This is a genomic window from Streptococcus atopicus, assembly GCF_049166725.1.
In the GTDB taxonomy this organism is placed as follows: Bacteria; Bacillota; Bacilli; order Lactobacillales; family Streptococcaceae; genus Streptococcus; species Streptococcus hominis.
The window spans coordinates 1-13,304 of sequence record NZ_JBMHFC010000010.1; the positions used below are offsets into that span (position 1 = coordinate 1).

Below are 13,304 nucleotides of genomic sequence, written 5' to 3' on the forward strand. Positions count from 1 at the left end.
CTAGTTTTTTGTACGACGTCTAGCGTCAAAAACACCCACGACTTAACAAGACACCTCTACTTTAACATAAAGAAAAAGCAGTGAGTACTCTCTCCCGTCGGAGATTTCACCACTACTAATTTTAGTACGTTTGATGATTTTTTAGCAAAATTCACACCACTTTTCACACCATTATTTATTTTAGGGTTCGGTAGGCGATTTTTCCAACGGCCATTGGAACGATGGTAGAGGTGTTGATGTAGTTTTTAGTTATGCAGTTGTATTTATGAAGTTTTACCATAGTGCTTCCTATTTTACCCATTATTTTTACGCTAATGTTTGTCATCATCAGTCATATAAGTAGTAAATTGTAGTCTGATGATTACTTTAAAAGTAGATAAATCATTTCTTTCTTTGCTGAATTCTAAATTATATGAAAGTCAGAGCACTGTTTAAATGTTGCTGTTACAAACCAAGGAAAAAGAGATACAAAAATAGCCTTTACAAACATATTGATTGTATGGGCTATTCTGTCAAAAATTACCAGCTAGGAAAAATGACTATATTCTAAAGACTAGATTTTTCGGGCTCTTTTTTTTAGTCTGTATGATCATCTTCGTCTAGTGAGATGTATTGGTCAAGAGAAGAATGAACAAGGGTTAAAAATTTTTCTTTGAAGATTTGTGGCGGAATTGGCTTTTCTTGGGTGAGCCACACTTCAATGTTGGCAATCACATAATGTACTAATAGAGAGATGATAAAGTCATCTGGCAAATCAACAAGGGATTGATTCGGTTTGATATTTTCAAGTGCCCATTTTGTGTAAATCTTTTTTAAATAATTGATCCAATAAGGGTCCGTTGAGCTAGAATACAGCATTTTTAGCCATTTTCGATTTTCATAAAGAATAGGGAAAATATTATCTGCAATGAAAAGAAAGGGGTCTTTATTTGTTAGTGTATTGTATTCTAAAAAAGCCTCATAAATAGGTTTATCAATGTTCTCATGAATTGATTCAATAATATCGTCAACATTATGGAAATGATGTTTATAAATTGCTTGGCGTGAAATGCCAGCTTTCTTGGCGAGGTCACTCATTGAGAGATTGACTTCATCAGGATTTTGCATTGCCAAGTCATAGAAAGCATCCAAAATCTTTTGTTGATTACCTTTTACCATATAAAACAACTCCTCTCTCTTTTTAGTATAATGAAAATGAAGAAAGAATTCAATTTAAAGCATAAAAATGGCTGTCAGAAAATTTGAGGTGCTTTCTATGTAATTAAACCAGTTCAATTTTTAATAGGGACTTGCTAATTTTTATGAAAAAATAAAATATCGGGCATCTGATGTCTTCTATTTATAAAAACAAACTTCCTCGAACATTAACTCCGAGGAAGTTTTGAGTTAGAAAAGAGAATTTTTATTCTTCTTTTTTCTTTAAGTGGAGCAAATAACCGCTGACAAGAATGAACATGCTAGCAATAACCAAGCTACTTTGATTTTCTTTGCTTCCTGTTTGTGGAAGTTGAGCTTTTCGAGTAGCGTTCATGATTTGAGGTTGAGGAGTGTAGCGTAGGGTTGTAGCTTGACCAGCCTGAGGTTTTTGATTGATGATTTCAACAACTTCAGTAGAAGGTTTTTGTTCTTTCTCAAGATCTTTCAGTTGAGCTAATTGACTGCCAAAGATAGCATTGGATACCCAACGGTAGAAATGAATCGTGTGAAGACGGTTTGTTGGGTTGCCAGCATAAATAAAGAGTGGTTGTTCTTTGTAGCTACCAGAAATAGCTACAATCTTATTGGCTAACTGTTCATTACCTGGCCACCAACCAGCGATATAATAATCACTGCCAGCAATCGAAGCTAATGTCTTGAAATTTGCAGGTACCTTAGCAATCCAGTTTCCAGAATTAGAATAGAAAAGATCATTCTTATTGTAACCACTAGTCAACGGATCTTTGTCATCAATGATAGCTTTCATCAGGCCTTCATAATCACCACCATTTTTGAGTTGTTCTGCGTCAAAGCCGTCAACCACACTGAGTTCTTCAAGGCGTTGCATAGCAGTTCCGCCTACTACAATAGTTGGCTTCAGACCAAGGAGGGACTTGTCAAAGTTGTCACTTTCTAAAACAATCACATCAGCTTCTTCAGGGGTATTGACAATGTCAAATCCTAAATTCTTCAAAGCAAGAGCGGTATGAGCAGGAGTATCCACACCAGCCCAATAGTATTGATGAGGCGGTGCATAAACTTTTAGAGCTTTTAAGGTTTGCCCTTGAGGAGTTTTATAAAGGGCATCTCCATAGATTGCATAGTTTTTCAGCAGGTTGGCAAAAGTAGGTGTATCCACGATGTAGCCATCGTCTGTCAAATAAACTTTCTTGCCGTCTCGGATTGCACGATTGACAGCGCGAACGGCACTTTCTGAAGTATTGGCAATGACATAATATGGTGCTTTGTGGTCAATTTCGCTAGTCCGAGTAGCGCGAAGAGTAGTTACTTCACCGAGTTTACCGTCAAAGAGTTTTTCTTTAAAGACTGCTACTGCTTTGAATCCCCTCATATCCGGGAAATTAACCAGCAATTCTGCATACATAGCAGCCCAAGCAGATTCGTTGGAGCCCTTGTAGAGGATATGGTTGGCATAGCCACGTTTAGCTTGTGCCATGTCAACAACCAAATCACCCTTCTTATAACCGCCAGTGTCTTCCTTCAATTCTTGAATGACAACGCCGTTTCTCTTGAAGTATTCAATCATATTGAAGGCTTGTTGAGAGTCGTTTGATTTGTCAAGTCCCATTGGAATCACATAATAATCTGGGAAGAATTTCTTTTGTCCATGTTTGATACGACCGACCACTTTACCATCTGGTCCAACTAATTCATTTTCAGCTTTTGGATCTTCTATTTTGTTCACACCGCGAAGGTAGAAGTTGAGGCGCATTTCCATGAGTTTATCAGGATTTTGGGACAGGTAAGAGATACCTCCAAGGACAGCGTAATAACCAGCTTTATAGGATTCTTGATTGCCCTCAGGGATTTCAACGGTATGTCCTAATATTCCGTGGTACATAGCATAGACACCAGTGTAGCCAGAGAAAGAGTCATCCCAGCCATCGCCCCAGTCTAACTTCGGAATGATGTAGTGATCATACTTGGAATTGGCAACACCAGCCCGGCCCATGTGGTGGGCGTTTTCCAACATATTTTTTGCCAAAAGGTCATATTCAAAGTTGGGATCATGCGGTGGAGTAGCTGGCTCAATCAGGAAGTCCTTGACAAAACCGTGGATGTCGTAAAGTGCAATTGGATTCCATTTGTTGATGAGTCCAGCAACAGTCCGGGTTTCTGGGTTGGCCTGATAGCTAGTATCGCGGTTTGGATCGATTCCGTTAGCTAGGGCACGGGTATTGGCAACATCTCCGTCAGGATTTTCAGTAAAGTCAAAGAGGAAAATGAATTTCTTGAGGAGTTCTTTGACGCTGAGTGTGACAGTCTTAGCATTTCCATTGGCATCGGTGGTTTGGAAAGAAATTTGATCTTTGGTCGCAAAAGTATTGAAGAGTCCAGTGATAATGTCGATAGCAGGTTGTTCATCGGCGTGGGTATTGTTGATAAGGACTGGCAGTTTATAGTCCAGTGTGCCATTTTTCAGAGCTGCTAACATTTCAGCTGGTTTGGTTAGCGCCATTTTATTGGTTGAGTTTAGGTAATCATCAATGCTTTTTTGATCAGAACTGATAATGCCTAACTTAATTTTCCGTCCTTGAGCGCTGGTACCAATGTCTTCAATTTGAACAAGCCGATCATTTTTAGCTTCTTGTCGACTTTTTTCGATAGCAGCTAACATTTCTTCGTGAGTATGGAAGTTTTCATATGGTCGGAAAACAAGTGTTTTTCGAATCGTCAGACCGGATTCTTCATCTGTTCCAACGAGCTCATGATTTCCGATGAATTGCCGATAGGTTCTTCGGATATTGTTTGGTGTCCGAAGACTTAAATCCTTTCCAAATAATTCATTGAATTTGAGAGAAAGTTTGAGGTCAGAGCCATTGGTTGTTTCCTCAATGGTGACAAAGGAATCTCCTGAAAAGTCTCCTTTTTCCATATTCCAAGTTTTCCATTCAGCGATTGGCTTATTATCTAATTTCCAAGTCACCTTGCCAGCAGCGGCTCCTTGTTCCTGTACAGTCTCAGTAATGGTAGCTTTTTCAGACATATGGACTGTACTATCAGCTAATTGAACCTTCTTTTCTTCTGTTCCAGCTGCTCGTGTTTCTGGTTTTGCAGGTGTTGCAGGAGTCACTGTTTCGGATTCGTTTGTAGTAGAAGTCGAACTGTCTATTGAAGGAGCACTTTCTGATTTCTGTGCTTCTTCTTGATTGGTTGTTGTGAGAAGCTGAGCTTCAGCTGATGAAGAATCTGGCGTTGCCGTTGCTTCTGTTGCGTTTGTTTCTGTACTTGACTTTTCGGCAGGGACTACCGTTTCTGTCTTGTTAGCAATAGGCTGTGTCTCTGTGCTATCTTGCGTATCGGCAGCAGCAGTTCCTTGCGTTAAAACTGCAACAAGAACGGCAGCCGACAAGCTGAGAACATTTGTGTACAACCGTTTCTTATATGAATTTTTCATAAGAAACCTCCTTTATGAAATTGAAGGCACCAAAAATAACGAAAATAGCTCTTAGTTATTCTCTGTTATTTTTCTCCCCTTATTATTTGAAGTATACAAAGATAGTATACCAGAAAGTGTAAACGGTTTCAATCAAAAGTGTAGACAAAAAATAGAAATGTATCAAAATAAATAGATATGTAATGAATTTTGGCAGGAATTGAATAGCAGAAAATCCCAAAGCACACACTAAAGACTATCAAAGAATAAACTTCACCTCGAAAGTCTGACAATGTTCTAATGAAGAAGGTTAGAGGTAAGACTTTTGCAACTGAAATATTCTTTGCCCTTGATAGCAAGGAAATCTTTCAAGATAAGTAGTTAAAGATTATACATTTTAAAAAGAATGAAGAAAAAGTAGATTGTCTTTGTATCGATTTCTGGGAGCGAGTAGGAAATTTGACGATGGGGAAATTGTCTTAAAAGTGGTATGATACCATATATATTAAAGATTTTAGGAAGGTGGGATATTATGAGAAATTCACTATGTGAAAAAATAATATGGTATGCTTTATTGCCTAGCATATTCAAATTTATAGAACAATCTTGGACGGATATTGATATAAAGAATAGTAAAAACCTTTCTAAAAGCAATTATAGAGATATGGTAAAACGCACGCCGAATATAGGCAGTTTTAGAAAAAATCCCTTTAGAATACCCCTTGCAGGTGGAATGCTGTGGTTGTCCATATATGGGGCAATGGCAGGAAAAATGAATCAAGAGCAGTTTGGGGAAATGGTGAATGCTGCAATAGAAGCTCCAATATTGAAGAAAACTTTTCAAAGACAAAAGGTATTTGATAGAAAAGCTCAAAAAAAGAAAATCGAAAAAACAAGATTGCGAATGCAGCCTGATAGTGAATTTAATTGGAACACGGAACTAATTTTAGGGAGAGATGAAAATGAATATACGGTGATATATCATCGGTGTGGTCTTTGCGCTTTAGGAAGACAGGAACATCATGAGGAATTGATATGATTTAAGATGATAAGTTTAGAATTGATGTCTCAAGAAAATAGTATTGATATATACTCTTTTGAAAAAGAAAATCAAAAGTATTTTGAGCAGAATTTACTTCCTAGACCAATTAACTATTTTGATTTAGAAAGTTTTAAAGAAATTGAACTTTTTATGCAAATTCTTCCTACTTATGCTACAATAAGACAAAGTACTGTGATTGGAGTAAAAAATGAAAGCAATTATTACGGTTGTTGGTAAGGATAGAACAGGGATTGTGGCAGGAGTTTCGAGCAAAATTGCAGAGCTTGGTTTGAATATTGATGATATATCACAGACTGTTTTAGATGAATTTTTCACTATGATGGCGGTTGTTTCTAGTGAAGAGAAGAAAGATTTTACAGAATTGCGCAATGAATTTGAAGCCTTTGGCAATACACTCAATGTCAAAATTAACATTCAAAGTGCAGCGATTTTTGACGCTATGTACAATATCTAATAGAGGTGAAAAATGGATATAAAGCAAGTTACTGAAACCATTTCCATGATTGAGGAGCAGAATTTTGATATTCGGACGATTACCATGGGGATTTCACTTCTCGACTGTATTGATACGTATATTGAGCGAGCAGCGGAAAAAATCTATCAAAAAATCACCACGAAAGCTCAAGATTTGGTGGCAGTTGGTGATGAAATAGCTGCGGAGCTGGGCATTCCCATTGTCAACAAACGTGTATCGGTGACCCCGATTTCCTTGATTGGCGCTGCGACAGATAGTGATGACTATGTGCTTCTAGCAAAAGCGCTGGATCGAGCAGCAAAAGAAATCGGTGTCGATTTTATCGGTGGTTTTTCTGCTCTGGTGCAAAAGGGTTATCAAAAAGGAGATGAAATCCTTATCCGTTCCATTCCGCGAGCTTTAGCGGAGACTGATAAGGTTTGCTCATCTATTAATATTGGGTCCACCAAGTCTGGGATTAACATGACGGCGGTTGCAGATATGGGACGTGTTATCAAAGAAACTGCAGAACTTTCTGACATGGGGGCAGCGAAACTGGTTGTCTTTGCTAATGCGGTCGAGGATAATCCTTTTATGGCTGGGGCCTTTCATGGCGTTGGCGAAGCTGATGTCGTCATCAATGTAGGTGTGTCAGGACCTGGTGTCGTCAAACGTGCCCTTGAAAAAGTTCGCGGCGAAAGTTTTGATGTAGTAGCGGAAACAGTCAAGAAAACAGCTTTTAAAATCACTCGGATCGGTCAGCTTGTCGGACAGATGGCTAGTGAGCGGCTGGGTGTTAAATTCGGGATTGTTGATTTGAGCTTGGCGCCAACACCTGCTGTTGGTGACTCTGTTGCCCGCGTTCTGGAAGAAATGGGCTTGGAAACAGTCGGTACGCATGGCACAACCGCCGCTCTGGCTTTGCTCAATGATCAAGTCAAAAAAGGTGGCGTCATGGCTTGCAATCAGGTTGGCGGTCTATCAGGTGCCTTTATTCCTGTATCAGAGGACGAAGGTATGATAGCAGCGGTTCAAAACGGTTCCCTCAATTTAGAAAAATTAGAGGCCATGACCGCAATTTGCTCGGTTGGATTGGATATGATTGCCATTCCAGCAGACACGCCTTCTGAAACCATTGCTGCCATGATTGCCGACGAAGCCGCTATCGGTGTTATCAATCAAAAGACAACAGCGGTACGAATTATTCCAAAAGGAAAAGAAGGCGACATGATTGAGTTTGGCGGTCTTTTAGGGACGGCACCAGTGATGAGAGTCAATAAAGCTTCATCAGCTGATTTTATCGCGCGTGGTGGACAAATTCCAGCACCGATTCATAGTTTTAAAAATTAAAATAAGGTCTGCATGACAGGCCTTTTCTTTTGAAAAGGAGATTGAAATGGCAAAAACGAAATTATACATTATTCGTCATGGAAAAACGATGTTTAATACAATTGGTCGGGCGCAAGGTTGGAGTGATACGCCGCTTACGGCTGAAGGGGAACGTGGCATCCATGAATTAGGAATTGGTTTGCGAGAATCAGGACTTACATTTACAAGAGCTTTTTCCAGCGATTCTGGGCGGACAATTCAGACCATGGGGATTGTCCTTGAAGAGCTCGGTTTAACAGGCAAAATTCCTTATACCTTTGACAAGCGAATCCGCGAATGGTGTTTTGGCAGTTTCGACGGTGCTTATGGTGGCGATCTGTTTCATGGCGTGATTCCACGAGTGCTGGATGTTGAAGACTATAAGAAACTAACCTTGCAGGAATTAGCAGACGGTCTAGTCGAAGTGGATACAGCTGGCTGGGCAGAACCTTGGGAAAAGCTGAGTGGACGTATTCTAGATGGTTTCACAGCTATTGCGCAAGAGGTAGAAGCTGCTGGTGGGGGCAATGCTCTTGTCGTCAGTCACAGCATGACAATCGGTGCCTTTACTTGTTTGATTGATCCGTCTATTATTTTAAATCCTGGCGTACAAAATGGCAGTGTAACGGTCGTGGAGTATGAAAATGGGAAATTCACCATTCAAGCGTTAGGAGACATGTCTTATCGCCAAGTAGGTGCTAAGATATTGGAAGGGCAGAAATAATCGCAAAAACGGGAATGTGAGAAAAGTTGATTTTCACGAATTGTGGCTTTCATCTTACTCCTGATTTTTCTTTTATCTCTCAAACGACTTTCTGCAAAAAAATGATACAATATAGTAAGAAAAACGGAGGTAAAATATGGCAAAAACAAGATTATACATTGTTCGCCATGGGAAGACCATGTTTAATACAATCGGTCGGGCACAAGGCTGGTCTGATACGCCTTTGACCGCTGCAGGAGAACGTGGCATTCGTGAGCTAGGAATTGGGCTTCGCGAGTCAGGACTTCCATTCAAAAAAGCTTTTTCTAGCGATAGCGGGCGTACAATTCAAACCATGGGGATTATTTTAGAAGAACTTGACTTGACAGGGCGCATTCCTTATCGCACAGATAAGCGAATTCGTGAATGGTGTTTTGGTAGTTTCGATGGAGCTTACGATGGTGAATTGTTTATGGGAGTGATGCCCCGTGTTTTCAATGTAGAGCATGTTCATCAATTGAGTTACCCTGAGCTGGCTGAAGGCCTGGTAGAAGTTGATACAGCTGGTTGGGCTGAGAGTTGGGAAAAATTGAGCAGCCGTATTTGGGAAGGATTTTCAGATATTGCCAAGGAAATCGAAGCTGCTGATGGAGGCAATGCACTGATTGTTAGCCACGGTATGACCATTGGAACATTTGTGTACCTCATTGACCAAACAAGACCACATGGTTTAGACAATGGTAGTGTGACCGTCATTGAATACGAGAATGGTCAATTTACAGTTGACTGCATTGGAGATATGTCTTATCGTGAGGTTGGCAAGAAAATACTGGATGAGATTGAGTAAGAGTAGTTTTTAGTAGTGCAATTCGTGTGAATTTGCTACGGTTTTATTTAACATTGAGGAAAGTTTAAGATTTATAACATCTTCTATAAGATATTTTGTAGGTCCTCAGACTGATTTTTAGCACTCTTTTTAAAAGAGTGCTAATTTTTTGAGTTTTTGTCTTGACTTTAAAAATGAACCGTGTATAATAGAATCATAAGTTAGCACTCAGGTGTTTAGAGTGCTAAAAAGAAAATCTCATATTCCAGCTGAAAGCTGAAAGGGGTGATGTTATGGTAACGGAACGTCAGAATGAGATTTTAAACTTGATTATTGACATCTTTACAAAGACCCATGAGCCAGTCGGATCCAAAGCCCTACAAGAATCAATCCAGTCTAGCAGCGCGACGATTCGTAATGATATGGCTGTTCTTGAAAAGCAGGGGCTTTTGGAAAAAGCGCACACATCAAGCGGACGCAAGCCAAGTGTTGCGGGTTTTCAATACTTTGTCAAACATTCCCTTTCCTTTGATCGTCTTGCTGAAAATGAACTCTATGAAGTAATCAAGGCATTTGACCGTGAATTCTTCAAACTAGAGGATGTTCTTCAACAGGCAGCAGACGTTCTTTCAATGCTAAGTGGATGTACGGTGGTAGCACTTGATGTAGAACCGAGTCAACAACGCTTGACAGCTTTTGACATTGTGATTCTCAGCCAGCATACAGCTTTAGCAGTCTTTACTTTGGATGAATCCAATACGATTACCAGCCAGTTCATGATTCCCCGTAATTTCTTGCGAGGTGATTTGATTCAGCTGAAAGAATTGATACAAGAGCGTTTCTTAGGACAGACAGTTCTGGATATTCACTATAAGATTCGGACAGAGATTCCACAAATTATTCAGCGTTATTTTACAACGACCGATAATGTTATGGATCTTTTCGAGCATATCTTTAGTGATATTTTCAAAGAAAATGTCATTGTATCTGGTAAGGTGAAGCTGCTAAATTTTTCAGATCTAAAGAGTTATCAATTCTTTGACCAACCGCAAAAAGTGGCTTTTGAAATTCGAGATAGTTTAGCTGAAGATCAAATGCAGACGGTGCGCGTGGCAGATAGCAGAGAAAGTAGTCTGGCGAATTTGACGCTCATCTCTAGCAAATTTCTCATTCCTTACCGGGGATTTGGCATGCTAGCGGTCATTGGACCAGTCAATTTAGATTATCAGCGAGTTGTCAGTCAACTCAATGTTGTCAATCGCGTTTTAACGATGAAGCTCACAGATTTTTATAGATATCTGAGTAGCAATCATTATGAAGTGCATTAAGGCGACAAAGCTGATAGCTATGATAGAAAAATAATCAAAAGATCATAAGGAGGTGCCTAGTGGCAGAAGAAAAACAGCAAGAAGAAGTAAAAAAAGAGGACGTTTCAGTAGAAGAAACGTCTGAAGAAACAACAGAGGTAGCTCCTGAGAAGTCTGAATTGGACTTGGCGAATGAGCGCGCAGACGAATTTGAAAACAAATATCTTCGTGCAGCTGCTGAAATGCAAAATATTCAGCGCCGAGCAAATGAAGAACGTCAACAATTGCAGAAATATCGTAGCCAAGACTTAGGGAAAGCAATCCTTCCTTCGCTGGACAACTTAGAACGTGCCTTGGCAGTCGAAGGATTGACTGATGATGTCCGAAAAGGGCTAGAAATGGTACAGGAAAGTTTGATTGCCGCTCTTAAAGATGAAGGAATTGAAGAGGTTCCGATAGACGGTGAGTTTGATCACAACTTCCATATGGCTATTCAGACGGTGCCGGCAGATGATGATCACCCAGCTGGAAGCATCGCACAAGTCTTCCAAAAGGGCTACAAACTCCATGAACGTCTCCTAAGACCAGCTATGGTAGTAGTAGCAGAATAAAAGATCTCGTCCGAAACGACGGTAAACTATGAAGAAAGAAAATATATTTTCGCTCTGCTAAACCGTGAGCGAAGCGAACAATTAGCGACACTCTTCACCGTGGTGCTCTCTGCGCAAACTTTAATAAAGAGATTGACTTAATCAAGCTCTGATGGCGCCGCCACTTAAGAAGAGTATCAAAAAAGAAATTCTAAAATAAAGAGGAAAAAATAATGAGTAAAATTATTGGTATTGACTTAGGTACAACAAATTCAGCAGTTGCAGTTCTTGAAGGAACTGAAAGCAAAATTATCGCAAATCCAGAAGGTAACCGTACAACACCTTCAGTGGTGTCTTTCAAAAATGGTGAAATCATCGTTGGTGACGCAGCAAAACGTCAAGCGGTGACAAACCCTGATACGATTATCTCCATTAAATCAAAAATGGGAACTTCTGAAAAAGTTTCAGCAAATGGGAAAGAGTATACTCCACAAGAAATCTCAGCTATGATTCTTCAATATTTGAAAGGCTATGCTGAAGATTACCTTGGTGAAAAAGTAACCAAAGCAGTTATCACAGTTCCTGCTTACTTCAACGATGCCCAACGTCAAGCAACTAAAGATGCTGGTAAAATTGCTGGTCTTGAAGTAGAACGGATTGTCAACGAACCAACAGCAGCAGCCCTTGCTTATGGTTTGGACAAGACAGATAAAGAAGAAAAAATCCTTGTATTTGACCTTGGTGGTGGTACATTTGACGTGTCAATCCTTGAATTAGGCGACGGTGTCTTTGATGTGCTAGCAACTGCAGGGGACAATAAACTCGGTGGTGATGACTTTGACCAAAAGATTATCGACTATATGGTAGCAGAGTTCAAGAAAGAAAACGGTATTGATTTGTCAACTGATAAGATGGCTCTTCAACGTTTGAAGGATGCAGCTGAAAAAGCTAAGAAAGACCTTTCAGGTGTGACTTCTACGCAAATCAGCTTGCCGTTTATCACAGCTGGTGACGCTGGACCTCTCCACTTGGAAATGACTCTGACTCGTGCAAAATTTGACGATTTAACGCATGACCTTGTGGATCGCACAAAAGAACCTGTTCGTCGTGCATTGTCTGACGCTGGTCTTAGCTTGTCAGAAATTGATGAAGTTATTCTTGTTGGTGGTTCAACCCGTATCCCTGCCGTTGTGGAAGCAGTAAAAGCTGAAACTGGTAAAGAGCCAAACAAATCTGTAAACCCTGACGAAGTGGTTGCTATGGGTGCTGCTATCCAAGGAGGTGTCATTACTGGTGATGTTAAAGACGTCGTTCTTCTTGACGTAACACCGTTGTCACTTGGTATTGAAACAATGGGTGGTGTCTTCACTAAACTGATTGACCGCAACACAACGATTCCAACATCTAAATCACAAGTCTTCTCAACTGCAGCAGACAACCAACCAGCTGTTGATATCCACGTTCTTCAAGGGGAACGCCCAATGGCAGCAGATAACAAGACTCTTGGACGTTTCCAATTGACAGATATCCCAGCTGCTCCTCGCGGAATCCCTCAAATCGAAGTAACATTTGACATTGATAAGAACGGTATCGTGTCTGTTAAGGCTAAAGACCTTGGTACGCAAAAAGAACAACACATCGTTATTCAATCGAACTCCGGTTTGACAGACGAAGAAATTGACCGCATGATGAAAGATGCAGAAGCAAACGCTGAAGCAGATAAAAAACGTAAAGAAGAAGTAGATCTTCGTAACGAAGTGGATCAAGCAATCTTTGCAACTGAAAAGACAATCAAAGAAACAGAAGGAAAAGGCTTCGACGCAGAGCGCGACGCTGCCCAAGCTGCCCTTGATGACCTTAAGAAAGCTCAAGAAGATAACAACTTGGATGACATGAAAGCAAAACTTGAAGCACTCAATGAAAAAGCGCAAGCCCTCGCTGTGAAACTTTACGAACAAGCGGCTGCAGCCCAACAAGCTCAAGCAGGAGCAGAAGGTGCAAGCCAAACAAGTACAGGCGACAACAAAGGTGATGATGTCGTAGACGGTGAGTTTACGGAGAAATAAGACGCCAAAGCAGCTCATCTGCTAACGCTTGCCGCTATAAGGCGGTCAAGCTAGGCGGCTTACTAGATCGAAAACAAAGAAAAAATCGTCTTTGCTTTCTCCCATCGTAACGATGAGACAGGAGTGCTTCAGGAAAATCCTGAAACCTCCTTTGTCACATCTTGGCAAGAACGATTGCGGATTATAATTTAGTGCTTGCTCAATCTTACTTGTAGCCGATTTGTAACAGATAAATTCAGGGGTTGATAAACCAACCTCTGTTTTTGGATAAAGAGGAACTGAACCCAACCTAAATATTGGTTTGTTTCGTAACAATAACAGAAAGGAACAAAG

The 13,304-nt window shown here is 40.3% G+C and carries 10 protein-coding genes and 1 pseudogene; 9 read left to right on the forward strand and 2 right to left on the reverse strand.

Annotated features, from left to right (window positions below):
- Nucleotides 1–576: 576 nt before the first annotated feature.
- Together ACOMA9_RS07220 and ACOMA9_RS07225 are read right to left on the reverse strand one after the other, a co-directional pair.
- Nucleotides 577–1,158: a TetR/AcrR family transcriptional regulator gene (locus tag ACOMA9_RS07220; protein WP_106083167.1), complete on the reverse strand. Its 582-nt coding sequence runs from the start codon at nt 1,156–1,158 to the stop codon at nt 577–579.
- A 244-nt stretch (nt 1,159–1,402) separates the two neighbouring features.
- Nucleotides 1,403–4,615, reverse strand: coding sequence for an LPXTG-anchored zinc carboxypeptidase (locus ACOMA9_RS07225; RefSeq protein WP_330945232.1), 3,213 nt, complete (start codon nt 4,613–4,615; stop codon nt 1,403–1,405).
- Nucleotides 4,616–5,126: 511 nt separating this feature from the next.
- On the opposite strand from ACOMA9_RS07225, the gene ACOMA9_RS07230 reads away from it, so the two are divergent.
- The 9 genes and pseudogenes from ACOMA9_RS07230 (at nt 5,127) to dnaK (ending at nt 12,971) form a co-directional block, all read left to right on the forward strand.
- On the forward strand, nt 5,127–5,633 hold the full coding sequence (locus tag ACOMA9_RS07230; protein WP_247905909.1) for an L-2-amino-thiazoline-4-carboxylic acid hydrolase: 507 nt from the start codon (nt 5,127–5,129) through the stop codon (nt 5,631–5,633).
- A gap of 6 nt (nt 5,634–5,639) precedes the next feature.
- A pseudogene (locus tag ACOMA9_RS07235) lies at nt 5,640–5,777 on the forward strand (GNAT family N-acetyltransferase); the annotation flags it as partial.
- Nucleotides 5,778–5,844: 67 nt separating this feature from the next.
- On the forward strand, nt 5,845–6,111 hold the full coding sequence (locus ACOMA9_RS07240) for an ACT domain-containing protein (protein ID WP_003026213.1): 267 nt from the start codon (nt 5,845–5,847) through the stop codon (nt 6,109–6,111).
- A 12-nt stretch (nt 6,112–6,123) separates the two neighbouring features.
- On the forward strand, nt 6,124–7,461 hold the full coding sequence (locus ACOMA9_RS07245) for a PFL family protein (protein ID WP_330945231.1): 1,338 nt from the start codon (nt 6,124–6,126) through the stop codon (nt 7,459–7,461).
- A 46-nt stretch (nt 7,462–7,507) separates the two neighbouring features.
- Entirely contained in the window at nt 7,508–8,203 is a 696-nt protein-coding gene (locus ACOMA9_RS07250; protein ID WP_004224131.1) for a histidine phosphatase family protein, read from the forward strand.
- 136 nt (nt 8,204–8,339) lie between these two features.
- Nucleotides 8,340–9,029 carry a histidine phosphatase family protein gene (locus ACOMA9_RS07255; protein WP_151380019.1) on the forward strand — a complete coding sequence of 230 codons (690 nt, stop codon included), beginning with the start codon at nt 8,340–8,342 and terminating at the stop codon, nt 9,027–9,029.
- A 272-nt stretch (nt 9,030–9,301) separates the two neighbouring features.
- Nucleotides 9,302–10,336, forward strand: a complete 1,035-nt coding sequence (gene hrcA / locus ACOMA9_RS07260) for a heat-inducible transcriptional repressor HrcA (protein WP_004224128.1) — start codon at nt 9,302–9,304, stop codon at nt 10,334–10,336.
- A gap of 59 nt (nt 10,337–10,395) precedes the next feature.
- Nucleotides 10,396–10,926 carry a nucleotide exchange factor GrpE gene (gene grpE / locus ACOMA9_RS07265; RefSeq protein WP_004224126.1) on the forward strand — a complete coding sequence of 177 codons (531 nt, stop codon included), beginning with the start codon at nt 10,396–10,398 and terminating at the stop codon, nt 10,924–10,926.
- 212 nt (nt 10,927–11,138) lie between these two features.
- Nucleotides 11,139–12,971, forward strand: a complete 1,833-nt coding sequence (gene dnaK / locus ACOMA9_RS07270) for a molecular chaperone DnaK (RefSeq protein ID WP_330945228.1) — start codon at nt 11,139–11,141, stop codon at nt 12,969–12,971.
- Nucleotides 12,972–13,304 lie beyond the last annotated feature (333 nt).

Excerpts from the sequence above, each read along its gene's own strand:
- ACOMA9_RS07220 (WP_106083167.1), bottom strand. The coding sequence starts at position 1,158 with ATGGTAAAAGGTAATCAACAAAAGATTTTGGATGCTTTCTATGACTTG.
- ACOMA9_RS07225 (WP_330945232.1), bottom strand. The coding sequence starts at position 4,615 with ATGAAAAATTCATATAAGAAACGGTTGTACACAAATGTTCTCAGCTTG.
- ACOMA9_RS07230 (WP_247905909.1), top strand. The coding sequence starts at position 5,127 with ATGAGAAATTCACTATGTGAAAAAATAATATGGTATGCTTTATTGCCT.
- ACOMA9_RS07240 (WP_003026213.1), top strand. The coding sequence starts at position 5,845 with ATGAAAGCAATTATTACGGTTGTTGGTAAGGATAGAACAGGGATTGTG.
- ACOMA9_RS07245 (WP_330945231.1), top strand. The coding sequence starts at position 6,124 with ATGGATATAAAGCAAGTTACTGAAACCATTTCCATGATTGAGGAGCAG.
- ACOMA9_RS07250 (WP_004224131.1), top strand. The coding sequence starts at position 7,508 with ATGGCAAAAACGAAATTATACATTATTCGTCATGGAAAAACGATGTTT.
- ACOMA9_RS07255 (WP_151380019.1), top strand. The coding sequence starts at position 8,340 with ATGGCAAAAACAAGATTATACATTGTTCGCCATGGGAAGACCATGTTT.
- hrcA (WP_004224128.1), top strand. The coding sequence starts at position 9,302 with ATGGTAACGGAACGTCAGAATGAGATTTTAAACTTGATTATTGACATC.
- dnaK (WP_330945228.1), top strand. The coding sequence starts at position 11,139 with ATGAGTAAAATTATTGGTATTGACTTAGGTACAACAAATTCAGCAGTT.